A 24761-nucleotide genomic window follows, 5' to 3' on the forward strand; every position below is an offset into this window, starting at 1 on the left:
GCAACCTTACGGCAGGACGGGCGGCCACCCGGTGGCTTGGCCGGCCGTTGGCCACGCCGCACCCGAATCGCCCGCCGAGCCCCGCAACAACCCCGCCCCGAGCGCCGTCAGGTGATGTCGAACGGACCCGCCCTCCCGCACGCTGACCACCAGACCGGCGGCCCGCAGCGCACGGGCGTGCTCCGAGGCCGAGGAGAGACTGATCCCGACCGCCCGGGACAACACGGTGGTGGACAACCCGCCGTCGGCCGCCAGCCGGCGCAGCACCAGCGCCCGGGTGACGCCGAGCAGCCGGCCGAGGGAATCGTCGTCAGCAGAGGCCCCGCGCGTGGGCATGACCACCGGATAGACGAGCAGGACCGGGTAACCCTGCTCGACCAGCACCCGGGGGCGCGGCCCGGCCAACGGGGAGGGCAGCAGGATCAGCCCGTGGCCGGTGCCGGGGAGATCAGCGTCCCACCACGTGCTCACCTCCAGCACCGGCTCCCGCCACCGGATCCCCGGGTGCAGACCCGCGAAGAGGCTGGCCAGGCCATGCTGCGCCAGCCGCTGACTGGCAGACGCCACCTGCTGGCGGTGCGCGGACGTCAGCTCGGCCCAGTGCGGTTCGAGCACCGCGCCGAACCAGGCCCGCACGGCCCCGCCGAACAGCTCCAGCACCTCCGGGTCGGCCGCCGCGAACCGCCGCCGCAGCGGGCTGACCGGCGTGTCCGCGTACGCCATGGTGACCTCGGCGCGGACCCGCCGTGCCGGGGTGGCCCGAATCGCCTCCAGACCGGCCTCCACCGACTCCAGACCGTCGAAGGGTGTGACGAAGTCCGGCAGACGCCCCCGGTCGGGCAGCAGGTGCCGCAGGATCGCGGTGGCAGCCTGGGCGGTAGCCGTGCCCTCGGCCGCCGCCGCCCGCTCGGCCAGCGTCGGTGCCAGTGCCGCGACCGTGGGATCGCGCAGCCACTGACCGGCCAGCAGCGCGGTCCCGACCGGATGGAGCCGGTCGGCGAACCGCACCCGGCACAGGTCGGCCGACCCGAGCTGGAGGCGAAGCATGGCAACAGCGTGCCCGCCTTCGGCCAGGACCGAAAGGGTTGCCACCCAGCCGGACCAACTCCAGTGTGGACGGCGGGGTCGACGGGGGGTGACCGGCGTGCGGCGATCGGTGGCAGTGTTGACGGGGCTCTGCCTCATCGTCGTGGCCGCAGCTTGTGGTGAGCGGGGGCAACCCTCGTCGGCCCCGCCAGCCGCGCCGTCCGCATCGAGCGAACGGCCCGCGGCCGGCGACCACCAGCTCACCCTGAAACACAACGGGCTCGACCGCGCCTATCTGCTGCACGCGCCGGCGGGGTACGACCCGAACAGGTCCTCCGCGCTGGTCATCGCGCTGCACTTCTACCCCGGCACCGGATCCTCCCTGCGGGAGCTGGCGGGCCTGGACGCCAGGGCCGACAAGGACAACGTGCTGGTCGCCTACCCCGACGGGCAGGGCGGCGGTTTCAACGCACTGATCTGCTGCGGCAGCGCGGACGACGTCGGCTTCCTCAACGCCCTCACCGATCATCTGGTGCAGACCTGGCACGCGGACCCGAACCGGGTGTTCCTCACCGGCATCTCGAACGGCGGCGACATGAGCTTCCGGGCGGCGGTGGAGAGCAGTGGCACGTTCGCCGCGATCGGGGTGGTCAGCGGTGGTTACAGCGGCGAGTTGACCACGGCCGACAGCTACGTGCCGAAGAGCCCGGTCTCCGTGATCACCTTCATCGGCGGTCAGGACCGGTACGCCTCGATCTTCCAGACCGGCATGCGGACCTGGCAGCAGCGGCTCAACTGTCGGCCGAGCCCGAAGCCATCCGGGGTGCCGGGTGTGACGCACACGGTGGCGGGCTGCGCAGACGGCAGCGAGGTCAGCGTCTACACGCTCGCCGACATGGGTCACAGTTGGCCGGGCGCGAAAGAGGGCCAACTCGCCGCATCGTCCGCGGGGTTGTCCGCCACCGACCTGATGTGGGATTTCTTCGCCGCCCACCCCCGCAAGGGCTGATCACAGGCGCAACAGCATCCGGGTGTTGCCCAACGTGTTCGGCTTGACCCGCTCCAGGTCCAGGAACTCCGCGACGCCCTCGTCGTACGAGCGCAGCAACTGCTCGTAGACCGGCTGCGGCACCGGAGCGCCGTCGATCTCGCGGAAGCCGAACGAACCGAAGAACCGGGTCTCGAAGGTGAGCACGAAGATCCGGGCCACGCCCAACTCCCGGGCCGCGTCGATCAGCTCGCCGACCAGCCGGTGACCGATCCGCTGGCCCCGGCAGGACGGGTCCACCGCCACCGTGCGGATCTCGGCCAGGTCCTCCCACATGACGTGCAGCGCACCGCAGCCCACCACGACGTCGTCCTCGGCCCGGACCGCGACCCGGAACTCCTGCACGTCCTCGAAGAGGGTGACGGTGGCCTTGCTCAGCAGCCGCCGGTCGTCGGTGTAGGTGTCGACGAGTCGCCGGATGCCCCGCACGTCCCCGGTGCGGGCCCGGCGTACGAGGATCTGACTCTCGGGTGCCTCGGACCCGGCCGGCGTGCTCATTCGGCCGCCGGCACGTCCACGCACGGCCCTGCCGACCACCAGGGCTCGACCAGCTCCAACGTCTCGTCGCCGAACGGGTTCACCCCGGGGCCCGCGCCCAGCGCATGACCCAGGTGAACGTGCAGGCACTTCACCCGGCCCGGCATTCCGCCGGCCGAGATGCCGGCGATCTCCGGCACCTCGCCGATCGCCTCCCGGCGGGTGAGGTAGTCCTCGTGCGCCGCACGGTAGTGGGCGGCCAACTCCGGGTCCGTGGTCAGCCGGTCCGCCATCTCCTTCATCAGCCCCGCCGACTCCAGTCGGCTGCACGCCGCGGTGGCCCGGGGGCAGGTCAGGTAATAGAGGGTCGGGAACGGGGTGCCGTCGGCGAGGCGGGGAGTCGTCTCCACCACGTCCGGCAGGCCGCACGGGCAACGGTGGGCGACCGCCCGGGTGCCCCGGGGCGTCCGGCCGAGCTGTGCGGACACCGCGGCCAGGTCGGCCTCGGTGGCCGGCTGATGCTGCGGCAGGGGTACGGAATCCGCCGCCGGCTCCGACGGTGGTACGACAGTCACGGTGCCCATCTCTCCTGGTGTGCTGGTCGGTGGATCACTTGCCCGGCTGCTGGCTGTCCGCCGCCCGCACGCTCGACCAGAGCGTGTCATACCAGGTCACCGGGGCGGCCGGGGCTGCCGAACCGGGTGCCTTCCCAGCGTCCCGGGCAGCGCCCTCCGGGTCGTGCAGCACCACCATCATCTTCTCGCCCGGCCGGCCCATGAAGAACCGTTCCCGAGCCTGCGTCTCGATGAACGCCTTGTCCTGCCACTTCGCGGCCTTCTCGGCGAGCTTCGCGATCTCCCGCTCCTGCACCGCCTGGGCGGCCTCCATCCGTTCGATGTCGGCCTGCTGGTCCAGGTAGACCCGGACCGGGTAGGTGTAGGCCAGAGCGAGCGCGATCAGGACCGCGAACAGCACTGTGGCCCGGCCGGTGAAGCGACGGGGGTGGGGTGCGGCGAGCCGCTTCACAGCACCACCGGCGGCGGTACGCCGAGCGGCGGCCGGACGGTTCGCGGAGCGCACGCCCTCGGCGCCCCGGGCAGCACCCGGCGCGCGACCGGCGGCGCGCGGCTCGGCGCGTACGCCGGCCTCCCGGACCGATCCCCGGGTGGAGCGCCCGCCGCCCGGCCGACCGGACTGACCCGGCCGACGGGCGGGACGCTGACCACCCGGTGTGCGGCGCTGCTGCATCGTCACACCCCTCCCCCGAGGCTTCGTGCGTCTCAGGCCGAACGGTAGCGCGGGAACGCGCCAGCGCCGGCGTAGCGCGCCGCGTCGGCCAGCTCCTCCTCGATCCGGAGCAGCTGGTTGTACTTGGCGACGCGGTCCGAACGGGCCGGCGCGCCGGTCTTGATCTGGCCGCAGCCGGTGGCAACCGCCAGGTCGGCGATGGTGGTGTCCTCGGTCTCGCCGGAGCGGTGGCTCATCATGCACTTGAAGCCGGCCCGGTGGGCCAGGTCCACCGCGTCCAGGGTCTCGGTCAGCGAGCCGATCTGGTTGACCTTGACGAGAACCGCGTTCGCCGCCTTCTGCGCGATGCCGCGGGCGATGCGCTGCGGGTTGGTCACGAACAGGTCGTCACCGACGATCTGCACCCGGTCGCCGATCGAGGCGGTCAGCGTCTGCCAACCGCTCCAGTCGTCCTCCGCCAGCGGGTCCTCGATCGACACGATCGGGTACTCGTCGGCCAGCTTCGTGTAGTAGGTGCTCATCTCCTCGGCGGACTTCGCGGCACCCTCGAACGTGTAGGTGCCGTTGTCGAAGAACTCCGTGGCCGCCACGTCGAGCGCGAACACGATGTCGGTGCCGAGCCGGTAACCGGCCTTCTCGACCGCTTCGGCGATCAGGTCCAGGGCCGCCGCGTTCGTGGGCAGGTTCGGCGCGAAGCCACCCTCGTCGCCGAGCCCGGTGGACAGGCCCTTCTTCTTCAGCACCGACTTCAGCGCGTGGTAGACCTCCGCGCCCGAGCGCAGCGCCTCACGGAACGTGGGCGCGCCGATCGGCGCGATCATGAACTCCTGGATGTCGACGTTCGAGTCGGCGTGTGCGCCACCGTTGAGGATGTTCATCATCGGCACGGGCAGGAGGTGCGCGTTCGGGCCGCCCAGGTAGCGGAAGAGGCTCAGCTCGGCGCTGCCGGCAGCGGCCTTCGCCACCGCCAGGGAGACCCCGAGGATGGCGTTCGCGCCCAGCTCCGACTTGCTGTCGGTGCCGTCGATGTCGAGCATCTTCTGGTCGATCAGCCGCTGCTCGCTGGCCTCGTACCCGATGATCTGGTCGACGATCTTGTCTTCGACGTTGGAGACCGCCTTCTCCACGCCCTTGCCCTGGTAGCGGTCGGCGTCACCGTCGCGCAGCTCGATCGCCTCGAAGGCGCCGGTGGAGGCGCCGGACGGGACGGCGGCGCGGGCCACCGTGCCGTCGTCCAGACCGACCTCGACCTCGACAGTCGGGTTGCCCCGCGAGTCGAGAATCTCCCGGGCGACGATTCCCTCGATGGTTGCCACTAAGTCGCTCCTCGTTGTTGTGATCCGGTCCGTGGGTGGGCCGCGACGGTGCGGCTGAGGCAGGTGTTGAACGCAGCGTATCGGGCGGCGCGAACGGGCACGGCGTCGCCCGCGCACCCCGGTCGCCCCGCGCCGACGGACATTCCCGGATTTCCGGGCCTCAACCGGCAACGGGTTTGCGCTGCACGGACCAAATCCACCAGGCTTGTCGCCATGCCCGCCGCCTCGACCACCCTCCGCATGCTCGCCGTGTCGGTCATCGCGTCGCTCACGGTCACCGGCTGTCAGACATTCGAGGACGCCGGAGTCGCCATGGGCCGCTCGGAACTCGTCAACGACCTCGCCGCCCGGCTCGACCGGGCACTGGAGTTGACCTACTCGGCCGAGTACCAGCTGCCCGGCGGCCAGCGCGCCGCGATCGTGCAGGCCCAGGACCCGACGCGATCCACGTACACCTACCCCGGCGGGCAACTCACCGTCACCCCGGAAGCCATCACCCGGTGCACGACAGCCGGCGCCCGCCCGGAGTGCACGCTGAACGTCCCGCCCACCCCGGGCAGCAAGCCCACCGTGACGCTGTTCAGCGAGGCCAACCGGCAGGGCCTCGTCACGCCGCCGGTGGTGGTCGGGCTGCTCACCTCCGCCGCGCTCGACCCGCAGGCGGTCATCAAGCAGAGCGACACCACCGTCGCCGGGCACCACGCCGCCTGCGTGGCGGTGGAGAGCTCGTCGGGGGACTTCACCGCCTGCGTGACCACCGAGGGCGTGCTCGGCAGCTTCACCGGCCCGGTCGACGGCAAACCGATGGAGCTGGCACTGAGCGGCTACTCCGCGACGGTGGACGAGGGCGCCTTCGACCCGCCCGCCGGCGCCGGCGTCGTCGACCGTCGCCCCAGCGGCTCCTGACCGACCCCGCCGCCCCCGCGGCGCGTTCTCAGAGACCGAGCAGGGTGCGCAGGTGGCGCGGGGGCGGGCAGTCGTGGGCGAGCATCGCGTCGTGCCAGTCGCGGACCGACACCCCGTCCGGGCGGGCGGCGGCGATGTCGGCCACCTCGCTGTAGCCGACGAAGTAGGTGGAGAGCTGGGTGGAGGTGAGTTGCGCGCGCCGCCACTTGCCGGCCGCCTCGCCCTCCTCCTGGAAGCCGCGCCCGGTCATCAACGCCATCGCCTCGGCCTCGGGCAGCTCCTCGGCGTGCACCAACTGGTCGAGCAGCGCGTTGATGGTCATCCGTAGTTGCATCTTGAGTTGCTGCAACCGCACCGGCAGACCGCCGAAGCCCAGCCCTGTCATCATCTCCTCCGCGTAGACCGCCCAGCCCTCGATGAACGGGCCGGACTCGGCCAGCGCGCGGACCCGCGTGCCGCCGACGTAGCGCCGGGCGTGGGCGAGCTGGAGGAAGTGCCCCGGCATCGCCTCGTGCACCGTCAGGTTGCGGATCATGTGGTCGTTGTATTCGCGGTAGAACGACTCGACCCGCTGTGCCGGCCAGTCCGACGGGGTGGGCGCGATGCAGTAGAAGGTCGGCAGGACGGCGGTCTCCAGCGGGCCGGGCGCGTCGCAGTACGCCACCGCGACCCCCCGGGCGAACTCCGGCATCTCCTGGATCACGCACCGGTCGTCGACCAGGGTGACCAGGTCGTGTGCGCGGACGAAGTCGGTCGCCTCGTCCAGGGTCACCCCGGCCAGCTCGACGATCGTCGCGTCGTTCGGGTGCTCGGCGGCGAGCAGGTCCAGCGCCCGACGTACGGACGCGTCGTCGGCCGGGCCACCGACCAGCTCGACGGCCGCCTCACGGATCTCGGCGGTGACCCGGTCCAGGTTGGCCCAGGCGCGCCGCTGGATCTCGGCGGCGCCCAGCTCGGTGTCGAGGGTGTGCCAGAGCCGGGCCTCCCAGCGACGCCGACCCAGTCGTGGGTCGCGGCCGGGGCCGGCGTCGGCGGCCAGGCCGACGCGCAGCCAGGCGACGAACTCGTCCAGCGCGGCGATCGCGGCGGTGGCCGCCGGCTCGACCCGGTCGAGATGACTCGGCGCCTGGGCGAGCAACGCCGGCAGCTCGTCGCGGATCAGCGCGGCCGTGCCGGTGAACTGCCCGACCGCCGTCTCCGCGTGGATCCGCGGCATGTCGCGCAGCGTCGCGCGGGCGGTGGCGAGGGCGTCCGGTACGGCGGCGAGCCGGCCGGCCAGTTGGGTAAGCCGCACCTCCGCGGGGGCGTACGGGCGGGCCAGCAACGGGTGCAGCAGCGGGCCGGGGTTGTGCGACAGCGGATCCCACTCGTGCGACCGGATCTCGGTCAGCTCGAACAGCTCCCGATCCACGTATGAGGTGAGCAGCGCGTGGTCGACCTGCTCGTCGACGTCGAGTGAGTCCGGGTCCAGTTCGGACAGCGCGTTGGCCGCGTCGGAGAGCATCGCCCGATCGGCGGCCAGCGCGTCGGCGGACAGGTCCGGCAGCCGATCATCGAACCGGTGGTCCCCGGCAGCGGTGGCAACCCCCGGCCGCGACTCCAACAGCGCTTCGACAACCCGCTCAGCCAGCACCCCAAACGCTTCCACCCGCCCACCCTACCGACCACCCCGCCGTGGTCGGCCGGTTCCGCCCGTCCCGGTCGATCATGAAGTTGCCCCGGTCGATCATGAAGTTATTGCCATCCGCCTCGGCGTGTCAGGGCAATAACTTCATGATCAACGCGGGTCTGGGGGTGGGGGTGGAGGTTCGGCTTGGCGGATTCTTTGGGCTTGGGTCAGGGTGGTGCGGCGGAGGGCTGCTTCGGGGTCCAGGCCGGCCTCGCGGGCTGCGGCTACCGCTGCCAGCAGGCTGGCACCCAACCTCGCTTCGGCGTCCGGCTGGGCGTCGGGCAGCGGCAGCGGCACCTCGACGCCCCGGCGGGCGGCGCGGTCCAGGATCTGCGCCGCCAGGGCCAGCGCGGGCTGACTCAGGGCCACGCCGTCCAGCACCGAGTGCCGCGCCTTCTCCGCGCGCTTGATCCGCTCCCAATTCTCGGTGATCTCGTCCAGGGTGCCCACCTCGGCACCGGCGAACACGTGCGGATTACGCCGGATCATCTTGTCGACCAGGCCACCGGCCACGTCGTCGATGGTCCACCGCTCGTCCTCGGGCAACTCCTCGGCGAGCCGCGCGTGCAGGACCACCTGCAACAACACGTCGCCCAACTCCTCGCGCAACGCGTCGGTGTCGTCGGCGCTGATCGCGTCGTACGCCTCGTAGCTCTCCTCCAGCAGGTAACCGGCGAGGCTGCGGTGCGTCTGCGCCCGCTTCCACGGGTCGCCACCCGGCGAGGCCAGTCGATCCAGCACGGCCACCGCGTCGAGCAGCCGGGCACCCGGCGGGTCCCACGAGCCGTACATCAGCTCCATCTCGGCCAACCCCGGCTGCCGGGCCAGCCGCAGACCCAACTCCCGGGCCAGCGCCTCGTCACCCGCCGGGCCGGCCAGCCACACCACAGTGCCATGCGCCGCCACCGCGTCCAGCAACGGCTGCGTCGCCGGGCCGTCCACCACCGTGACCTCGGCGCCCGCCTGGCGCACGGCAGTCACCAACTCACTGTCCGCGCCGGTCAGCACCGGGTGCTGGCGTACGACGTCCCAGGCTGCGGAGGTCAACAGGCCGGCGGGCAACCGGGGTGAGGTGACCAGGAGGACGATCCGTGCGGTCATGCTCAGCTTGCCGTGCCCTCGTCCGGCGCCGGGCCCCCGGCACTCGGGGCGTCGCTCGACGGCAGCGGCTCCAGGGTGGAGATGTCAGTGACCGGACCGGCCTCGTTGATGTACGGCAGCGAGTAGAAGATCGGCATCTGACCCTTGTTCACCGTCGACGGCACCCCGACATTCCGGAAACGCGGGTTGATCGAGACGTGGACCCGGCCCGCTTCCTCCTCCAGCGCGGCGCTCAACGCGGTGGCGCTGCGGACGAAACCGCCGTCACCGAACGCCTGGCGGACGTCGGCCACGGACATCCCGCCGTCGATCGCCCCGGTCTTGGTCAGCGCGTCGTAGACGGCCAGCAGCGACTCGTCGCTCAACTCGGCCGGCGGGAGCTGCTGGTTGAGCACCTGGAGCAGGTCGATCCACTCGCCCCAGAGCTTGACGTACTCGGTGCTTGCCGGCACCTCCAGGCTCTGCTCGAGCTGCTGCGGGCTGATCTCGTCAGGCACCTGAAGGTTCTTCGCCGCCGCCACCCGCTTACCCAGATCCAGGCTGACCAGCAGATCGACCACGTCCTGACGGGTGACCTTGGAGCGCAACTCCTCCGGCGCCGGCGTCGCACCCCCCTGAGCGGCTCGCTGCCGGATCGCCTCGCCGTACTTCGCCTGCACCTCCTCGTAGATCCCGTCGACCCGGGTCACCGAGTAGGTGGTGTCACCGACATACGCGGCGATGTTCGGTGCGGACTTGCCGCAGGCAGCGAGGGAGAGGACACCCAGGGCCGCGACGCTGGCGGCGGCGATCACACGGCGAGCACGCATACCCGTCACTCTCTCATGCCCTCCCCCAGGCTGTGACGGCCCCCACCGCACCGCGAACCCGCCTCAACCCGCCGCGACGGCGAGTGGGGCGGGAGCACCGAGCACATCGGAGAGCAGCTGCGCACACCACTGCAGCAGCGCCTGGTCACGCAGCGGCTCGCCGCCGATCCGACGGGTGGTCGGTCGGGGCACGCTGACCTGGTCGGTGGCCTGCTTGTAGACGGCATCCGGGTGGTAGCGCTTGAGCCGCAACTGCTTCGAGTCCGGTAGGGGCAGCGGGCCGAACCGGACGTGCTTGCCCTGCATGGACACGTCGGTCAGGCCGTAGCGGCGGGCCAACAGGCGGAACCGGGCCACCTCAACCAGGTTCTGCACCGGAGCCGGCGGCTCGCCGTACCGGTCGGTCATCTCGGCGATCACCTCGCCCAGCCGCTCCTCGTCGCGCGCCTCGGCGAGCTTCCGGTACATCTCCAGGCGCAGCCGCTCCACGCTCACGTAGTCGTGTGGCAGGTGCGCGTCGACCGGCAGGTCGATCTTGACGTCGGTCTCCTCCTCCGTGCGCTCACCCTTGAACGCGGAGACCGCCTCGCCGACCATCCGCACGTACAGGTCGAAGCCGACGCCCTCGATGTGCCCGGACTGCTCGCCACCGAGCAGGTTGCCGGCGCCCCGGATCTCCAGGTCCTTCATGGCCACGTACATGCCGGCGCCCAACTCGGTGTGCTGGGCGATGGTCGCCAACCGCTCGTGGGCGTGCTCGGTGAGCGGCTTCTCCGGCGGGTAGAGGAAGTAGGCGTACGCCCGCTCCCGGCCCCGGCCGACCCGCCCCCGGATCTGGTGCAGCTGGGCCAGGCCGAGCAGGTCGGCCCGCTCCACGATCAGGGTGTTGGCGTTCGGAATGTCAATGCCCGACTCGACGATCGTGGTGCAGACCAGGACGTCGAACTCCTTCTCCCAGAAGCCGACCATGACCTTTTCCAGGGCGTCCTCGGTCATCTGGCCGTGCGCCACCGCAACCCGTGCCTCGGGCACCAACTCCCGCAGCCGCCGTGCTGCCCGGTCGATCGACTCGACGCGGTTGTGCAGGTAGAAGACCTGCCCGTCGCGGAGCAGCTCACGATGGATGGACGCGGCCACCTGCCGGTCGTCCTGCGCGCCGACGAAGGTGAGCACCGGGTGCCGCTCCTCCGGTGGGGTGGCGATGGTGGACATCTCCCGGATGCCGGTGATCGCCATCTCCAGGGTGCGCGGGATCGGCGTGGCCGACATGCTGAGCACGTCGACCGACGCGCGCAGCGTCTTCAGGTGCTCCTTGTGCTCGACACCGAAGCGCTGCTCCTCGTCGACGATCACCAGACCGAGCTGCTTGAACCGGGTCGCCGTCTGCAACAGCCGGTGGGTGCCGATGACGATGTCGACGGTGCCGTCGGCGACCATCTCCAACGTCCGCTCGGTCTCCTTCGCCGTCTGGAACCGCGACAGCTGCCGGATCTGGACCGGGAACTGGCTCATCCGCTCGGCGAACGTGTTGTAGTGCTGCTGCACCAGCAGCGTGGTCGGCACCAGCACCGCCACCTGCTTACCGTCCTGCACCGCCTTGAACGCCGCCCGGACCGCGATCTCGGTCTTGCCGTAGCCGACGTCACCGCAGATCAGCCGGTCCATCGGGACGGTCTGCTCCATGTCCCGCTTGACCTCGTCGATCGCGGCGAGCTGGTCGGGCGTCTCCTGCCAGGGGAAGGCGTCCTCCAACTCCCGCTGCCACGGCGTGTCCGGGCCGAACGAGTGACCCTTGGACGCCTTTCGGGCGGCGTAGAGCTGGATGAGCTGCGCGGCGATCTCCTTGACCGCCTTGCGAGCCCGGGCCTTGGACTTCTGCCAGTCCGATCCGCCCATCTTGTGCAGGGTCGGCTGCTCGCCGCCGACGTAGCGGGAGAGCTGGTCGAGCTGGTCGGTCGGAACGAACAACCGGTCGCCGGGCTGGCCCCGCTTGCTGGCCGCGTACTCGATGACCAGGTACTCGCGGCTGGCGCCGTTGACGGTGCGCTGCACCAGCTCGACGTAGCGGCCGATGCCGTGCTGCTCGTGCACCACGAAGTCGCCGGCCTTGAGCTCGAGCGGGTCGATCGTGTTGCGTCGCCGGCTCGGCATCTTGCGCATGTCCCGCGTCGAGGTGCCCCGACCACCTGTCACGTCATTGCCGGTGAGCAGCACGAAGCGGGACGCCTCGTCGACGAACCCGCTGCTCAGCGCACCACAGGTGACCACCAGTTCGCCGGGGACGGGCGCGGTCGGCACCTCCTCGACCAACCGGGCACCCAGGCCGGCGTCGCGCAGCACCTCCACCGCCCGCTGGGCGGGGCCGTGCCCCTCGAAGACCAGCGCGATCGACCAGCCCTCGCCGGCCCAGCGCTTGAGGTCCTCGACGACCCGCGAGGTCTCGCCGTGATAGAGCGGCGCGGGCTGGGCGGACAGGGTCACCGCGATGGCGTCGTCCGGAGTGACGGCGGCCTGCTCCGGGGCATCTTCCCAGGGCTGCCGCGTCTCGGCCGTCTCCGCTTCTACCAGGCCGAACGGGGACAGCGTCCACCACGGCTGGCCGAGCTTGCCCGCGGCGGCGCGTACCTCGCCGAGGGTGCGGAACGCGGCGGCGCCGACGTCCACCGGGGCCTGGCCGCCGACCGCGGCGGCGGCCCAGCTGGCCTGCAGGAACTCCTCCGAGGTACGCACCAGGTCGTGCGCCCTCGTGCGGATCCGCTCCGGGTCGCAGAGCAGCACGTGGGTGCCGGCCGGCATGGCGTCCAGCAGCAGCTCCAGCGAGTCGGGGCCGACCAGCACCGGAGCCAGCGACTCCATCCCCTCCACCGGGATGCCCTCGGCCAGCCTGTCGAGGATCTCGGCCAGCTCGGGGTGCTGCTCGGCGAGCGCGGCGGCCCGCTCGCGGACCGACGGGGTGAGCAGCAACTCCCGACAGGGCGGCGCCCAGAGCAGCGGAACCTGCTCGATGGTCCGCTGGTCGGCGACGGCGAAGGTGCGGATCTCCTCCACCTCATCGCCCCAGAACTCGACCCGGGACGGGTGCTCGTCGGTAGGTGGGAAGACGTCCAGGATGCCACCGCGCACGGCGAACTCGCCCCGCTTGGTGACCAGGTCGACCCGGGCGTACGCCATGTCGATCAGCCGGCGGGCGACCTCCTCCAGGTCCGCCTCCTCGCCGGCGGCGAGCTGCACCGGCTCCAGATCACCGAGCCCCTTCAGCTGAGGCTGGAGCAGCGAACGGACCGGGGCCACGACCACGCGCAGCGGACCGGTGCCGCCGTGCGCGTCGGTCGCCTCCGGGTGCGCCAGCCGGCGCAGCACGGCCAGCCGCCGGCCCACCGTGTCCGAGCGTGGGGACAACCGCTCGTGCGGCAGCGTCTCCCAGGAGGGGAAGACCACGACCTGCTCGGCCGGCAGCAACCCGCCCAGCGCGGCGGCCAGGTCGTCGGCCTCCCGGGTGGTGGCGGTCACTGCCAGTACCGGTCGCCCGGCCCCGTCGTTGTCCGCCGCGACCGCCGCGACGGCGAACGGGCGCAGCGCCGCCGGGGCGGTGATGTCGAGGCCGTCGACCTGGGCGGCGCCGGAGCGCGCGAGGTCACGCGCCCGGGCCAGCGCGGGGTCGGCCAGTGCGGCGGTGAACAGACCGGTGAGCATGTGATCACTTCCAGGGGAGTCGACGCACACGACGGCGGCCCCTCGTCCAGCCGGACGGGGGGTGCACGACAGCCAGCCTATCCCCGTCGACCGACAGACACCCCCTTCCGCACAGGTCCGCGCCGCGCGCGCCGCACCCCCCGCTGCCCCGCGCCAAGATCGTGCTCGAACCAGGATGTAGTGGCCTCAACGGCGCACCGATGCCACTACATCCTGGATGTTGCGCGATCTTGCCGGTCGGGCCCCGTACGAGGTGTCCGGCCGGGCGGTGTTGCTGCACAGCCACCCGGCCAACTGGTTCGCCCTGTGGTCCGCAAAACGGGTCATAGTCTGACAAGGTGGACAACGAATCGCGCGGCACAGTCCGTGACTGGGCGCCGCGCAGCATCGGCCTGCTCATCGGCACCTTCGTGCTGGCCACGGCGTTCATCGCGGCCTACGTCGGCGCGTTGCACCAGCCCACACCCCACGATCTGCCGATCGGCGTCGTCTCCGCCGACCAGCGCGCCCAGGCGACGCTCACCGCCATCCGAGGCCAGACCACCATCCTCAAACCCGTCGAGTACGACGACGAAAGCGCCGCCGAGCACGGGCTGCTCAGCCGCGCGGTGTACGCCGTGCTCAGCACCGGACCCGACAACGGGCTGCTCCTCACCGTGGCGAGCGCCTCCGGCCCGTCCGCGACCAGCGCGATCAAGGAGGTGCTCACCACCGCCGCCACCCGCACCGACACCCCACTGCAGGTCGTCGACAAGGTGCCGGCCACCTCGGCCGACCCGCGTGGGGTGGTGCCCTTCTACCTGAACGTCGGGTACGTGCTCGGCGGTTACCTCGCCTCGACCGTGCTGGGGATATCCGCCGGTACCACCCCCCGTACGGGCCGAAGGGCCGGACTGCGCATCGCCGCCCTGGCCGTCTACAGCGTGCTGCTCGGCATCGCCGGCGCGGTCGTGGTCGGACCCGTGCTGGACATCTGGCACCACGACGTCCCGACGATCGCCGCCATCGGCGCACTGGCCGTCTTCGCCGCCGCGATGTTCGCCAGCGCCATCCAGGGCTGGCTGGGCGTCGCGGGCACCGCGCTGGTCATCCTGCTGCTGGTGGTGCTCGGCAACCCCGGCTCCGGCGGCATCTACGCGCCTGAGTTCCTGCCCGGGGTGCTGCGCGGCATGCACCGGTGGAACATCCCCGGGCTCGCCAACGATCTGACCAAGGCCGCTGTGTACTTCGACTGGCGATCGGCCGGCTGGCCGGCGATCGCCCTCGGGATCTGGGCGGTGCTCGGCGGGCTCGGCCTGGTCAGCGCGAGCCTGGTCCGTGGTCGCCGGGCCGCCACCTCCGCCCCCGGGACGACCCGCTCCGACCCCTGACCGGGCCGCCACGGTGGTTGAGATCACGCCGGAAAACCCCCTCCCGGAGGCAGTGGATCACCAGGGGGCCCTCCAGACATCCCCTGCGCGCGGATACCATCCAGTAAGTCGGACAGCGCTGTCCTTCGTATCCACGCAAGGGAGCGCATCGTGACCGACCAGCACGACCACGACGGCCCGGACGCCGCACTGCGCGCTGACATCCGCCGACTCGGCACCCTGCTCGGCCAGACCCTGGCCCGCCAGGAGGGTCGCCCGCTGCTCGACCTCGTCGAAGAGATCCGCGCCCAGGTCCGCTCCGACGCCCCGGCGGCCGCCCAGCGCCTCGGCGGGCTCGACGTGACCACCGGCACCAAGCTGGCCCGCGCCTTCTCCACCTACTTCCACCTGGCCAACATCACCGAGCAGGTGCACCGTGCCCGGGATCTGCGCCGCCGTCGCGCGGTGCAGGGCGGCTGGCTGGACCAGGCCGCCAAGATGATCGCCGAGCGCGGGGTGCCGGCCGAGGAGATCGCCAACGCCGCTCGCCGGCTGGCGGTACGACCGGTCTTCACCGCGCACCCGACCGAGGCGGCCCGCCGCTCGATCCTGTCCAAGCTGCGGGCTATCGCCGACGAGTTGGACACCGAGACCGCCAACGCCATCCTCTACGGCGCCAGCGACGAGGGCCCGGCCAACCGCCGGCTGGCCGAGTTGCTGGACCTGATGTGGCAGACCGACGAGCTGCGGCTCGACCGGCCGGACCCGACCGACGAGGCCCGCAACGCGATCTACTACCTGCGCGACCTGTACGCCGAGGCCGCCCCGCAGGTGCTCGACGACCTGGCCGACACGTTGCGCACGCTCGGCGTGGAGACCTCACCGACGGCCCGGCCGTTGAGCTTCGGCACCTGGATCGGCGGTGACCGCGACGGCAACCCGTTCGTCACCCCGGCGGTCACCCGCGAGGTGCTGACCATCCAGCACGAGCACGGCATCGCGGCCACCGAGAAGGCGATGGACCACCTGATCAACGAGGTCTCGGTGTCCCGCCGACTGCGCGGGGTGTCGCTCGACCTCTCCGCCAGCCTCGCCGCCGACCTGGACGCACTGCCCGAGGTGGCGCAGCGCTTCCGCCGGGTCAACGCGGAGGAGCCGTACCGACTCAAGGCACGCTGCGTGAAGGCGAAGCTCGCCAACACCAGGCTGAGGTTGCGCCAGGGCACCGCGCACGTGCCCGGCCGGGACTACCGGGGCTCCGCCGAGCTGATCGCCGACCTGGACCTGTTGCGCGCCTCGCTGGCCCGCAACTCCGGGCAGCTCACCGCGGTCGGCCGGCTGGCCTCCACCATCCGTACGGTCTCCGCGTTCGGCCTGCACCTGGCCACCATGGACGTCCGGGAACACGCCGAGGCGCACCACGCGGTGCTCGCGCAGCTCTACGAGGCGGTCGGCGAGGTCTCCGACTACCCGGCCCTGACTCGGCTGGAACGCACCAAACTCCTCGCGGACGAGCTGACCGGCCGCCGGCCGCTGTCCACCCTCGACACGGCGCTGTCCGAACCCGCCCGCAAGACGTTCGACGTGTTCGGCACCATCCGGGAGGCGCAGGACCGGTTCGGCGGCGAGGTGATCGAGTCGTACATCATCTCGATGACCCTTGGTGTCGACGACGTGCTGGCCGCCGTGGTGCTGGCCCGCGAGGCCGGCCTGGTGGACGTGCACAGCGGGCGGGCCAGGATCGGGTTCGTGCCGCTCCTGGAGACCCCGGCCGAGCTGAACGCCGGCGGCGAACTCCTCGACGAGTTGCTGTCGCTGCCCGCGTACCGGGCGCTGGTGACCGCGCGCGGCGACGTGCAGGAGGTCATGCTCGGCTACTCCGACTCGAACAAGGAGGCCGGGATCACCACCAGCCAGTGGTCGATCCACCGGGCGCAGCGCGCGCTGCGCGACGTGGCCGCCCGGCACGGTGTGCACCTGCGGCTGTTCCACGGTCGGGGTGGCACGGTCGGGCGCGGCGGCGGGCCGACGCACGAGGCGATCCTGGCGCAGCCGTACGGCACGATGGACGGTGCGATCAAGGTGACCGAGCAGGGCGAGGTGATCTCCGACAAGTACACCCTGCCCTCACTGGCCCGGGAGAACCTGGAGCTCACCCTCGCCGCGGTGCTCCAGGCGACCCTGCTGCACACCGCACCCCGACAGCCGGCAGAGATGTTGGAGCGCTGGGACGCGACGATGGACGTGGTCTCCGAGTCGGCGTTCCGGTCCTACCGGTCGCTCGTCGAGGACCCGGACCTGCCGGCGTACTTCTGGGCGTCCACCCCCACCGAACTGCTCGGCGCGTTGAACATCGGCTCCCGACCGGCGAAGCGCCCGAACACCGGCGCGGGGCTGTCCGGGCTGCGGGCCATTCCGTGGGTGTTCGGCTGGACGCAGACCCGGCAGATCGTGCCGGGATGGTTCGGCGTCGGCTCCGGGCTGGCCGCCGCCCGCGAGGCGGGTCTGGCGGACGTGCTGGCCGAGATGCACCGCAACTGGCACTTCTTCCGCACGTTCCTGTCGAACGTCGAGATGATGCTGACCAAGACCGACCTCAGCATCGCCCGCCGGTACGTCGAGACGCTGGTGCCGAAGAAGCTGCACCCGATCTTCGAGCAGATCGAGCGGGAGTACGAGCTGACCAAGCGGGAGGTGCTGGCGGTCACCGCCTCACCGGCCCTGCTGGAAAACTCGCCGGTGCTCCAGCGCACCCTGGCCGTCCGCGACACCTACCTGGAGCCGCTGCACCACCTCCAGGTGGCGCTGCTGCGGCAGTACCGGGAGTCGGGCGCCGCCGGGCGGGCGATCGCCACCGCCCCGGGCGGCCGACGCGCACCGAGCGACGGCACAGCCCTGGAACGCGCGCTGCTCACCACGGTGAACGGCATCGCCGCCGGGATGCGCAACACCGGCTGATCAGCGAAATGCGAAACAGGCCCCGGTCGTGGTGACTGGGGCCTGTTTCGTTCGCACTGTCACTCAACGGCGCTCAGAAGTCGCCGCCACCGAAATCCCCGCCGCCGAAGCCACCGAAGTCGCCGCCACCGAAGTCGCCACCGGCGTAGTCGCCGCCGCCGAAGTCCCCACCCTGGTCGCCACCGCCGAAGTCGCCGCCGTCGCCGCCGCCGTCGCCCTGGTCGAAGCCGTCACCGAAGCCCTCCTGGTAGCCGGCGTCGTAGCCGTACCCGGGGTCGGCGAAGGCGGGCGAGAAGAGCGCGTCGGCGATCAGGATGCCGCCGAGCACGCCGGCGCCGGCACCCAGCGCCGTCTTCCACCACGGCGTCGAATACCAGCCGGCGGGCACCGGTCGACCCTGATAACGCCCACCGGGGTAGTAGTAGGGCGTCTCCCGACCGGGCTGCGGCCCGGCCCGGAAGGTCTGCCCCTGCACATCGACCTCGCGTTCCTTGGTGAGCTGCCCCACGCCGCGGGCGGCGGCCAGGGTCGGCAGCTCGGGGCCCGGATCGATGCCCAGCGCCGTGCGCGCCGCCCGGATGTACGCCAACCCCTCCAGCGCGGTCTCCCGGGCCAGCGCGAACTGGTGCGGCGTGGACGCCTGCTCCAGTTGGGAGCCCGCCGCGTTGTACCGCTCACCGGCGTCGGCCAACGCCTGGCGTACCGCCGGTTCGTCGCCGTGGAGGTTCATCAACTGGCCGCCGAGGCGCTCGTACCACCGCTGCGCCTCCGCGCGGGCGTCGCCGAGCTCGGTGCGCCGACGGGCACCGGCCTGGGCGCGGATGAGCGCGGCGGCACCCAACGCGCCGACCAGCACGACGGCGAGGCAGAGCACAAGTTCCATGTCATCGAACGTACCCCCGGGTGTCACGTCGTATCCGTCTGGCAAGCTCCGGTGATGGACGTCTCGACGCTGCTCCTGGTGGTCGTGTGCCTCGGCGCCGGCGGGGCGGTGGGCTGGCTCGCGGCGCGGTCCCGCTCGGCGGCCGACATCGCCCGCCTGGACGCCACCCTGGCCGCCACCCGGGAGGGCGAGGGCCGGCTGGAGCAGTCCATGCGGGCGTTGAGCTACGAGGCCACCGCGCAGTCCCAGGAGGCGGTGGCCCGAGCGGTCGCGCCGCTGCACGACACCCTGCGCCGCTACGAGCAGCGGGTGGCCGAGCTGGAGCACGACCGCGTCGACGCGTACGCCGAGCTGCGGGAGCAGGTCCGCTCGATGACCGCGGTCTCCGGTGAGCTGCGCACCGAGACGAAGCAACTGGTGGCGGCGCTGCGCGCACCACAGGTGCGGGGCCGCTGGGGCGAACACCAGCTGCGCCGGATCGTCGAGGCGGCCGGCATGCTGGAGCACTGCGACTTCGCCGAGCAGGTCACCGCCGCCACCGATCAACAGGTCGTCCGGCCGGATCTGGTGGTCCGACTGCACGGCGGTCGCTCGGTGGTGGTGGACGCGAAGGCCCCGTTCGACGCGTACCTGACCGCCATGGAGGCCCGCGACGAGCGGGGCCGGGACACCCACCTCGACGCGCACGCGCGGCACCTGCGGGGGCACGTGGACGCGTTGGCCGCCAAGTCGTACTGGTCGGCGTTCGACAGCTCACCCGAGTTCGTGGTGCTGTTCGTCCCCGCCGACCCGTTCCTCGACGTCGCGCTCCAACGAGACCCGACGCTGCTGGAGCACGCCTTCACCCGCAACGTGGTGCTCGCCACGCCGGCCACGTTGGTCGCCCTGCTCCGCACGGTCGCCTACTCCTGGCGGCAGGAGGCACTGGCCCGCAACGCGCTCGCGGTGCACACCCTCGCCCGGGAGCTGTACGGGCGGCTCTCCACCCTGGGCGACCACGTGGGCAAGCTCGGGTCCTCGCTGGCCGGTGCGGTGACCGCCTACAACCGGGCGGTCGGCTCGTTGGAGGCCCGGGTGTTGGTCAGCGCCCGCAAGCTCGCCGAGTTGGGCGTCTCGGACGACGAGTTGGCCACGCCGGCCCAGGTCGAGTTGACGCCCCGGCAGCCGCAGGCACCCGAGCTGGCCGATCCCGCCGATGGCGAGGTCCCGACCCGATCACCAGCCATGTGACACTGCATTTTGCAGCGGTCACAAGGGACTGACCAGTAGTGACGGTGCTGGCGAGTGGTCAGGACCGTTGGGCGGCCGTGACGACGAACGGGGTGCCCTGCTGGCAGGTGGTCATCATGCCGGGCTCCACCCGACCGGTGACCTCGACCCGCGTGCCCGGCGTCAGCACCTCACGCGGGCCGCCGAGCAGCAGGTAACCGTCGAGCAGTACGCAGCCGGGCTCCACGCCGCCCTGCACCGTGCCGCTCAGGGTGGTGGCCCCGACGCCCGGTGGCGTGCTCGGGCCGCCCGGTTTCGGGGTCTTCACCCCGGGTCGAGTGGTGGGGGTGACCGTCGCCGGCGAAGTGGTCGGGTCGGGCGTGGGCTGGCTGGTCACCGGCTGTGCTCCCGTCGGGGTGGGGGTGGGTGTGCCGCCCGCGCCGCCCTGGCTGCCGCAGGCGCTCAGCGCCACGCAGACGGCCAGCGCGGGGACGGCGAGCCGAAGAGTCCTCATGCCGAATCTGACGTACGCCGACCCGTGTTCGTTCCCGTGCTCAGCCGCGCGCCGCAGCGGCCTTCATGTCCCGCTTCAGCTCCTGCGGAAGCGAGAACGTGAGCCGCTCGTTGGCGGTGGTGATCTCCTCGACGTCGGCGAAGCCACGCGCGGCGAGGTGGACCAGCACCTCCTGGACCAGGTCGTCCGGGACGCTGGCGCCCGAGGTCAGACCGACCGTGGTGGCACCCTCCAGCCAGGCGTCGTCGATCTCGTGCGCGAAGTCGACCAGGTGACCGGCGCGGGCGCCGGCGTCCAGGGCGACCTCGACCAGGCGGACCGAGTTGGAGGAGTTGGTCGAGCCGACGACGATCACCACGTCACAGTCGGCGGCGATCTCCTTGACCACGTGCTGGCGGTTGGAGGTGGCGTAGCAGATGTCGTCGCTGGGCGGGGACTGCAACAGCGGCAGCCGCTGCTTGAGCCGGGCCACCGTCTCCAGCGTCTCGTCGACCGAGAGCGTGGTCTGGGAGAGCCAGACCACCTTCTCCGGATCGCGTACGGTGATCTTGTCGGCGTCGTCCGGGCCGTCCACCAGCTGGATGTGCGCGGGGGCCTCACCGGCGGTGCCGATGACCTCTTCGTGGCCCTCGTGGCCGATGAGCAGGATGTCGTAGTCCTCGGCCGCGAAGCGCCGCGCCTCGTGGTGCACCTTGGTGACCAGCGGACAGGTCGCGTCGATCGCCTTCAGCGAACGCGCCTTGGCCTGCTCGTAGACCTCCGGCGCCACACCGTGCGCGGAGAAGATGACGGTGGCGCCCTCCGGCACCTCCTCGTTCTCCTCCACGAAGATCGCGCCCTGGGCCTCCAGGGTCTGCACCACGTGCTTGTTGTGCACGATCTGCTTGCGCACGTAGATCGGGGCGCCGTAGAGCTTCAGCGCCTCCTCCACGGTCTGCACCGCGCGGTCGACACCCGCGCAGTAGCCGCGGGGCTTGGCCAGGAGCACGCGCTTGCCGGTCCGGTGAGTCGCCTGAGCCTCAGTCACCGCCCCATCGTACGTCCCACCCCGGCCCCCCGCCCCAACCCACAACCCCACCCATCCCCTGCGTTGATCATGAAGTTATTGCTCCGACACGCCGGCACGGAGGGCAATAACTTCATGATCGCCGGGCCAGGTGGGGGGTGGGGGAGGGGGTGGGGGGTGGGAGGGGTGGGAGGGGGTGGGAGGGTCCGTAGGGTGGGCGGGATGGGAGACGGGACGCGAGCGGGGGGCGGCGGGGCCAGCAGCGCTGAGGAGCCCTGGCCGGTACGGGTGGTCAGCCAGAAGGTCGGGGCCTGGATCGCCAAGCTGGGCTGGGTCTGGGTGGACGGGCAGGTGGCACAGATCAGCCGCCGCCCCGGGGCCAGCACGGTCTTCCTCACCCTGCGTGACCCGTCGGCCGACCTGAGCCTGACCGTCACCACCAACCGGGACGTCCTGGACGCCGGCGCACCCGAGCTGCGCGAAGGTGCCCGGGTGGTGCTGCACGCCAAGCCGGAGTTCTACGCCGCCCGGGGCACGCTGAGCCTGCGGGCCGACGAGATTCGCCAGGTGGGGCTCGGGGAGCTGCTGGCCCGGCTGGAGAAGCTCAAGAAGCTGCTCGCCGCCGAAGGGCTCTTCGACCGCGCCCGCAAGCGTCGACTGCCGTTCCTGCCCGGCCGGATCGGGCTCATCACGGGTCGCGCCTCGGCGGCGGAACGGGACGTGCTGACGAATGCCCGACGGCGCTGGCCGGCGGTCGAGTTCCGGACTGTCAACGTGGCCGTGCAGGGCCCGTCCGCGGTGCCGCAGATCGTCGACGCGCTCAAGGTGCTGGACGCCGACCCGAGCATCGACGTGATCATCATCGCCCGGGGCGGCGGCGGCATCGAGGACCTGCTGCCCTTCTCCGACGAGGCGCTCTGCCGCGCGGTGTTCGGCTGTCGTACGCCGGTGGTCAGCGCGATCGGCCACGAGACGGACGCGCCACTGATCGACTACGTCGCCGACGTCCGCGCCTCCACCCCGACCGACGCGGCCAAGCGGGTCGCCCCCGACCTCACCGAGGAGGTACGCCTCATCGGTCAGGCCCGACACCGCCTCGAACGGGCGGTGCGCAACCTGGTCGACCGGGAGACGCACCGGCTCGACGGGCTGCGGTCCCGACCGGTGCTGGCCCGGCCCCAGGTGATGGTGGAGCACCGGGCGACCGAGCTGACCGCGTTGCGGCAGCGGGCCGGCCGTTGCCTGGAGCACCGGCTCGCCTCCGCCGAGGACGACCTGCGGCACACGGTGGCGCGGCTGCGCGCCCTCTCCCCCGCCGCCACCCTCGACCGGGGGTACGCGATCGTGCAGCGCGCGGACGGCCACGTGGTCCGCGCGGCGGTGGAGGTCGGCAAGGGCGACCCGCTGCGGGTACGACTGGCCGACGGCGAATTGGCTGCCACGGTCGATGGCTGAGTGGCGACGCGGCGCGGCGGGAAGTGGTGTGCTGAGATGAACGCGATGACTGACGACACGAAGGCCGGGCCGGACGAGCGGCTCAGTTACGAGCAGGCCCGCGCCGAGCTGGCCTCGGTGGTGGAGCGGCTGGAGGCCGGCGGCACGTCCCTGGAGGAGTCGCTGGCGCTCTGGGAGCGCGGCGAGGCGCTCGCGGTGATCTGTCAACGCTGGCTGGATGGCGCGCGGGCACGGATCGACGCCGCCCGGCAGGAGCCGGCTTCCTGACCGACCGCCGGTGGGGCGGCTGGAGCCGCCCCACCCCGGTACGTCAGTTGAACAGGCTGTACAGCTCGGCCGGCGCTTCGACGACCTGGTCCGCCAGCGGCTTCTGGGCAGCGGTGGCGGCGCCGTAGTCGGAGTACGTCATCCGGATCTCCTGGGCGGCGGTCTGCCCGGAGGCCGGCAGTTGCAGCACCAGCTCACTGAGCCGGCCCTGCGGGTCCACCTTCGCGGTGAACGGGACGGTCTTCGCCTGGGTGCCCAAGGCGGCGATCGTGGCGGCGTTCAACGAGCCCGCCTCGGCGGCCTTGCTGACGTCGATGGTGCCGGCGTACGTGCCGGTGCCCGTACTGCGGACCTCGGTGATGCCCTGGGTGAGCACCGCGCTGCCGGCCGGGTCGACCTTCTCGAAGTCGAAGCCGAGGTTACGGTTGCCCTTGATCCGGTTCTGGTCCAGGTGCTGGTACTTGCCGAGGTTGAGCTGCTTGATGGCGGGCAGGCTGTTGGCGGTGGGGCCGGTCAGCTCCAGCTTGACCCAGCTGTCCGGCTTGTAGTGGATCACGTCGAGCTTCATCGCCAGGTCGGACGAGGGACCACCGATGGCGATCTTCAGCGCCGCGCTCTGGCTCGGCTGGTGCACCAGCCCTTCCGCCGTCGAACCGGCGCCGGCGAGCGTGAACCGGAAGTTCCCGTTGCTGATTTCCTTGGTGGAGTCGAGCAGGGCCTGCTTGGCGTCGCCCGCCACCGGAGCGCCGGACGGGCTCGCCGTGCCGGATGCGCTCGCCGTGCCGGGCGCCGTCGCCGACGGCGTCGATCCGGCGGTGCCGGTTCCGTTGGCGCAGGCGGCCAGTGCGGGCGTGATCAGAGCGGCGGCTACCAGGCCGACGCCGAGTCGTCGAACAGTCATATGTGTCTCCCAAGGGGGTCACCCGACGGCCTGGAAGGCGCCGGAAACCGGGCGACGCAGCAGCACCGTCGGCTGCGTCGCGCGATCCGGACCGAGCAGCGCGCCCGGATCACCCCTTCCTTGTTCCCTGTCGACGCGTCGGACAATCACCCTTCGGGCTGGTTGCCCAGATTCGACGGCAGCGGGGCCATCGACCGCCGGGTCCGGTCAGCGCAGCGAGCCGGCCAGTTCCCGGAGTTCGTTGTCCCGGGCGTCGCCGACCACGATCACCGTGCGGCTTGGCTCCAGCAGGACCAGGGCCTGCTGGTTTCCCCGGGCCGTGTAGAGCTGCCAGGTGCGCCCGGCCAGCTCGGTGGGGCCCTGCGGCTGGCCCTGACCGGTCAGCTCGGCGGGAAGCAGACGGTCCGCCGGGACGCTGCTCTGCAGCAGTTGGACGCCCCGCCCCTCCGGGGTGACGTAGCCGAGTCGCAGGTTCGCGCCGTCCTCGACGGTCTGGTAGCGGGCACTGACCGTCGTCCAGTCGGAGCCGAGCCCCTGCGGCTGGCTCACCGGGAAGACGTTCGCCGACCGGGCCTGCTCGATCGCGGGCGCCGGATCGACGGCCGTGGCCTGGTCGCCGCCGAGGAAGCCTCGGTAGAACGCCAGCAGGAGCGCGATCGGGACGAGCAGCACCAGCAGCGAGATCGCCATGTCCTTCGGCGACCGCTCGGACTTGCGGGCCACCGCCGGCGGCGGCGGGGTCGGATCGGCCACGGCGGGCTCACCGCCGCGACCGGCGGAGACGTCGGCCGGCGGCTGACCGTCGGGCGGCGTGCTGTCGGCGGGTACGTCGTCGGCTGGCTGTGCGGGTTCCACCCCGTTATCTTCGCAGCCGCCCGACCGGCGGTATCCGGCCCATCACCGCCCCGCGCCAGCGCCCCGTCGGC

At 71.8% G+C, this 24761-nt stretch carries 21 protein-coding genes; 7 read left to right on the forward strand and 14 right to left on the reverse strand.

Going from position 1 to position 24761, the window contains the following annotated elements; translation table 11 throughout:
* Nucleotides 1-6 precede the first annotated feature (6 nt).
* Complete coding sequence (locus V6U86_RS24970; RefSeq protein ID WP_334507086.1) at nucleotides 7-1047, reverse strand: ArsR/SmtB family transcription factor; 1041 nt, start codon at nucleotides 1045-1047, stop codon at nucleotides 7-9.
* A gap of 97 nt (nucleotides 1048-1144) precedes the next feature.
* On the opposite strand from V6U86_RS24970, the gene V6U86_RS24975 reads away from it, so the two are divergent.
* Nucleotides 1145-2035, forward strand: coding sequence for an alpha/beta hydrolase family esterase (locus tag V6U86_RS24975; protein WP_334507087.1), 891 nt, complete (start codon nucleotides 1145-1147; stop codon nucleotides 2033-2035).
* Here the strand turns inward: V6U86_RS24975 and V6U86_RS24980 are convergent, their stop codons facing one another.
* From V6U86_RS24980 to eno, 4 genes are read right to left on the reverse strand one after another with little or no spacing between them, the layout of a single operon-like run.
* Nucleotides 2036-2572 carry an amino-acid N-acetyltransferase gene (locus V6U86_RS24980; protein WP_334507089.1) on the reverse strand — a complete coding sequence of 179 codons (537 nt, stop codon included), beginning with the start codon at nucleotides 2570-2572 and terminating at the stop codon, nucleotides 2036-2038. It abuts the gene before it with no gap.
* On the reverse strand, nucleotides 2569-3126 hold the full coding sequence (locus tag V6U86_RS24985) for a DUF501 domain-containing protein (RefSeq protein ID WP_334507091.1): 558 nt from the start codon (nucleotides 3124-3126) through the stop codon (nucleotides 2569-2571). The genes V6U86_RS24980 and V6U86_RS24985 overlap by 4 nt, the downstream gene beginning before the upstream one ends.
* Before the next feature lie 34 nt (nucleotides 3127-3160).
* Entirely contained in the window at nucleotides 3161-3799 is a 639-nt protein-coding gene (locus V6U86_RS24990; protein WP_334507166.1) for an FtsB family cell division protein, read from the reverse strand.
* Between the two features lie 32 nt (nucleotides 3800-3831).
* The gene (eno, locus tag V6U86_RS24995; RefSeq protein ID WP_334507093.1) at nucleotides 3832-5115 is read right to left on the reverse strand and encodes a phosphopyruvate hydratase; all 1284 of its coding nucleotides are present in this window, start codon (nucleotides 5113-5115) and stop codon (nucleotides 3832-3834) included.
* Nucleotides 5116-5328: 213 nt separating this feature from the next.
* Between eno and V6U86_RS25000 the strand changes: the two genes are divergently transcribed.
* Nucleotides 5329-6021 (forward strand): hypothetical protein, encoded by a 693-nt coding sequence (locus V6U86_RS25000; protein ID WP_334507095.1) that lies wholly within the window; start codon nucleotides 5329-5331, stop codon nucleotides 6019-6021.
* 28 nt (nucleotides 6022-6049) lie between these two features.
* On the opposite strand, the gene V6U86_RS25005 is transcribed toward V6U86_RS25000, so the two are convergent.
* From V6U86_RS25005 to mfd, 4 genes are all read right to left on the reverse strand, one after another.
* The gene (locus V6U86_RS25005; protein ID WP_334507097.1) at nucleotides 6050-7669 is read right to left on the reverse strand and encodes a DUF885 domain-containing protein; all 1620 of its coding nucleotides are present in this window, start codon (nucleotides 7667-7669) and stop codon (nucleotides 6050-6052) included.
* 129 nt (nucleotides 7670-7798) lie between these two features.
* Nucleotides 7799-8791 carry a nucleoside triphosphate pyrophosphohydrolase gene (locus V6U86_RS25010; protein WP_334507099.1) on the reverse strand — a complete coding sequence of 331 codons (993 nt, stop codon included), beginning with the start codon at nucleotides 8789-8791 and terminating at the stop codon, nucleotides 7799-7801.
* Nucleotides 8792-8793: 2 nt separating this feature from the next.
* Nucleotides 8794-9600, reverse strand: a complete 807-nt coding sequence (locus V6U86_RS25015; protein ID WP_334507101.1) for a hypothetical protein — start codon at nucleotides 9598-9600, stop codon at nucleotides 8794-8796.
* A gap of 63 nt (nucleotides 9601-9663) precedes the next feature.
* Complete coding sequence (mfd, locus tag V6U86_RS25020; RefSeq protein ID WP_334507103.1) at nucleotides 9664-13293, reverse strand: transcription-repair coupling factor; 3630 nt, start codon at nucleotides 13291-13293, stop codon at nucleotides 9664-9666.
* Between the two features lie 338 nt (nucleotides 13294-13631).
* Here mfd and V6U86_RS25025 point away from each other — a divergent pair, with 338 nt between their 5' ends.
* Nucleotides 13632-14663: a hypothetical protein gene (locus tag V6U86_RS25025; protein WP_334507105.1), complete on the forward strand. Its 1032-nt coding sequence runs from the start codon at nucleotides 13632-13634 to the stop codon at nucleotides 14661-14663.
* Nucleotides 14664-14813: 150 nt separating this feature from the next.
* Nucleotides 14814-17600, forward strand: coding sequence for a phosphoenolpyruvate carboxylase (gene ppc / locus V6U86_RS25030; RefSeq protein WP_334507107.1), 2787 nt, complete (start codon nucleotides 14814-14816; stop codon nucleotides 17598-17600).
* A gap of 73 nt (nucleotides 17601-17673) precedes the next feature.
* On the opposite strand, the gene V6U86_RS25035 is transcribed toward ppc, so the two are convergent.
* On the reverse strand, nucleotides 17674-18483 hold the full coding sequence (locus V6U86_RS25035; protein WP_334507109.1) for a hypothetical protein: 810 nt from the start codon (nucleotides 18481-18483) through the stop codon (nucleotides 17674-17676).
* A 54-nt stretch (nucleotides 18484-18537) separates the two neighbouring features.
* On the opposite strand from V6U86_RS25035, the gene V6U86_RS25040 reads away from it, so the two are divergent.
* Nucleotides 18538-19713, forward strand: a complete 1176-nt coding sequence (locus V6U86_RS25040) for a DNA recombination protein RmuC (protein ID WP_334507111.1) — start codon at nucleotides 18538-18540, stop codon at nucleotides 19711-19713.
* A gap of 58 nt (nucleotides 19714-19771) precedes the next feature.
* Here the strand turns inward: V6U86_RS25040 and V6U86_RS25045 are convergent, their stop codons facing one another.
* Nucleotides 19772-20206 carry a hypothetical protein gene (locus tag V6U86_RS25045; protein WP_334507113.1) on the reverse strand — a complete coding sequence of 145 codons (435 nt, stop codon included), beginning with the start codon at nucleotides 20204-20206 and terminating at the stop codon, nucleotides 19772-19774.
* Between the two features lie 40 nt (nucleotides 20207-20246).
* Nucleotides 20247-21233, reverse strand: a complete 987-nt coding sequence (locus V6U86_RS25050; protein WP_334507115.1) for a 4-hydroxy-3-methylbut-2-enyl diphosphate reductase — start codon at nucleotides 21231-21233, stop codon at nucleotides 20247-20249.
* Nucleotides 21234-21434: 201 nt separating this feature from the next.
* On the opposite strand from V6U86_RS25050, the gene xseA reads away from it, so the two are divergent.
* On the forward strand, nucleotides 21435-22667 hold the full coding sequence (gene xseA / locus V6U86_RS25055; RefSeq protein WP_334507117.1) for an exodeoxyribonuclease VII large subunit: 1233 nt from the start codon (nucleotides 21435-21437) through the stop codon (nucleotides 22665-22667).
* 45 nt (nucleotides 22668-22712) lie between these two features.
* Complete coding sequence (locus V6U86_RS25060; RefSeq protein ID WP_030328827.1) at nucleotides 22713-22934, forward strand: exodeoxyribonuclease VII small subunit; 222 nt, start codon at nucleotides 22713-22715, stop codon at nucleotides 22932-22934.
* Nucleotides 22935-22977: 43 nt separating this feature from the next.
* Here the strand turns inward: V6U86_RS25060 and V6U86_RS25065 are convergent, their stop codons facing one another.
* Nucleotides 22978-23835 (reverse strand): hypothetical protein, encoded by an 858-nt coding sequence (locus tag V6U86_RS25065; RefSeq protein WP_334507121.1) that lies wholly within the window; start codon nucleotides 23833-23835, stop codon nucleotides 22978-22980.
* Nucleotides 23836-24042: 207 nt separating this feature from the next.
* Entirely contained in the window at nucleotides 24043-24690 is a 648-nt protein-coding gene (locus V6U86_RS25070) for a DUF4245 domain-containing protein (RefSeq protein ID WP_334507123.1), read from the reverse strand.
* Nucleotides 24691-24761: the final 71 nt, after the last annotated feature.

Source organism: Micromonospora sp. CPCC 205558 (assembly GCF_036902955.1).
In the GTDB taxonomy this organism is placed as follows: domain Bacteria; phylum Actinomycetota; class Actinomycetes; order Mycobacteriales; family Micromonosporaceae; genus Micromonospora.

What these genes read in the sequence shown, in the direction of transcription:
- V6U86_RS24980 (WP_334507089.1), bottom strand. Translation starts at nt 2,572, where the DNA reads ATGAGCACGCCGGCCGGGTCCGAGGCACCCGAGAGTCAGATCCTCGTA.
- V6U86_RS25015 (WP_334507101.1), bottom strand. Translation starts at nt 9,600, where the DNA reads ATGCGTGCTCGCCGTGTGATCGCCGCCGCCAGCGTCGCGGCCCTGGGT.
- xseA (WP_334507117.1), top strand. Translation starts at nt 21,435, where the DNA reads ATGGGAGACGGGACGCGAGCGGGGGGCGGCGGGGCCAGCAGCGCTGAG.
- V6U86_RS25060 (WP_030328827.1), top strand. Translation starts at nt 22,713, where the DNA reads ATGACTGACGACACGAAGGCCGGGCCGGACGAGCGGCTCAGTTACGAG.
- V6U86_RS24970 (WP_334507086.1), bottom strand. Translation starts at nt 1,047, where the DNA reads ATGCTTCGCCTCCAGCTCGGGTCGGCCGACCTGTGCCGGGTGCGGTTC.
- V6U86_RS25040 (WP_334507111.1), top strand. Translation starts at nt 18,538, where the DNA reads ATGGACGTCTCGACGCTGCTCCTGGTGGTCGTGTGCCTCGGCGCCGGC.
- V6U86_RS25010 (WP_334507099.1), bottom strand. Translation starts at nt 8,791, where the DNA reads ATGACCGCACGGATCGTCCTCCTGGTCACCTCACCCCGGTTGCCCGCC.
- V6U86_RS25035 (WP_334507109.1), bottom strand. Translation starts at nt 18,483, where the DNA reads ATGGAACTTGTGCTCTGCCTCGCCGTCGTGCTGGTCGGCGCGTTGGGT.
- mfd (WP_334507103.1), bottom strand. Translation starts at nt 13,293, where the DNA reads ATGCTCACCGGTCTGTTCACCGCCGCACTGGCCGACCCCGCGCTGGCC.
- V6U86_RS25000 (WP_334507095.1), top strand. Translation starts at nt 5,329, where the DNA reads ATGCCCGCCGCCTCGACCACCCTCCGCATGCTCGCCGTGTCGGTCATC.
- V6U86_RS24990 (WP_334507166.1), bottom strand. Translation starts at nt 3,799, where the DNA reads ATGCAGCAGCGCCGCACACCGGGTGGTCAGCGTCCCGCCCGTCGGCCG.
- V6U86_RS25065 (WP_334507121.1), bottom strand. Translation starts at nt 23,835, where the DNA reads ATGACTGTTCGACGACTCGGCGTCGGCCTGGTAGCCGCCGCTCTGATC.
- V6U86_RS25045 (WP_334507113.1), bottom strand. Translation starts at nt 20,206, where the DNA reads ATGAGGACTCTTCGGCTCGCCGTCCCCGCGCTGGCCGTCTGCGTGGCG.